The 959-nt window shown below is 47.2% G+C and carries 2 protein-coding genes; both read left to right on the top strand.

Annotation, left to right across the window (positions count from 1 at the left end; genetic code table 11):
• Positions 1-149 precede the first annotated feature (149 nt).
• A complete protein-coding gene (gene ispF, locus A3763_RS19435) occupies positions 150-665 on the top strand; it encodes a 2-C-methyl-D-erythritol 2,4-cyclodiphosphate synthase (protein ID WP_068507343.1) in 516 nt (171 codons plus the stop codon).
• On the top strand, positions 662-959 hold a 298-nt coding region (gene truD / locus A3763_RS19430; RefSeq protein ID WP_156495192.1), incomplete at its 3' end, for a tRNA pseudouridine(13) synthase TruD. The genes ispF and truD, both read left to right, overlap by 4 nt.

Here is a 959-nt window from a genome sequence, read left to right as displayed (position 1 = left end):
CCGATGAGTCGTCAGCAATAGAGCATATGGGTGGGGCGCCCTGCCTAGTTGAAGGCTCAGATGACAATATCAAAATTACGCGGCCGCACGATTTACGTTTGGCTGCAGATACCTTGGCTGCGCGGACGCAGCTGGGACGAGGTGAAAAAATGAATAGCTTTCCGAGAATCGGGAACGGTTATGACGTGCACGCATTTTGCGAGGGTGAAGAAATTATCCTGGGAGGCGTCAAAATTCCCCATCACAAATCTTTTATTGCGCATTCCGACGGGGATGTGCTGATTCACGCGATTATGGATGCAATGTTAGGTGCTTTGGCCTTAGGTGATATCGGTAAGCACTTTCCTGATACTGATGAAAAGTGGAAAGGGGCAAATAGTCGAGAACTGTTGTCTGCAGTAAACCACTTGATTTCAGAAAAAGGTTTTGTAGTTTCCAATATCGATAGCGTTATTATTGCTCAAGCTCCTAAGATGGCGCCGCATATAGGAAAGATGCAGGAAAATATTGCTCAGGACTTACAGGTTTCTCCTGAGCTGGTGAGTGTTAAAGCAACGACTACAGAGCGCCTTGGTTTTGCAGGGCGTGAGGAAGGAGTTGCTTGTCAGGCAAGTGTATTGTTAGTGCCTAAACCTAGCTGCGAAAGTGAAAGGAGAAGCGTGTGAGTGAAGTAAGGTCATTACCAGAATCACAGTTCAATCTGGTTTTTCCATGTATCGCTGACTTACCGCGGCCTGCCGGTGTCATTAAGACAAAAGAAGAAGACTTCTTTGTTGAAGAGGTCATGAATCCTGAGCTAAGTGGTGAGGGGGAGCACGTTTGGTTATGGCTGGAAAAAAATGGTCAGAATACTGAGTATGTGGCGGGTCAGTTAGCGCGTTTCTCCCACGTCAAAAAAGTGGATGTCGGGCTGTCAGGTTTAAAGGATCGTTGGGCGCTTACCCGGCAATGGTTTAGTG

It is taken from the genome of Oleiphilus sp. HI0128, from assembly GCF_001635365.1.
The sequence above is the reverse complement of the archived record's forward strand: the minus strand, read 5'-3'. Positions and strand labels throughout refer to the sequence as shown.

What these genes read in the sequence shown, in the direction of transcription:
- ispF (WP_068507343.1), top strand. Translation starts at nt 150, where the DNA reads ATGAATAGCTTTCCGAGAATCGGGAACGGTTATGACGTGCACGCATTT.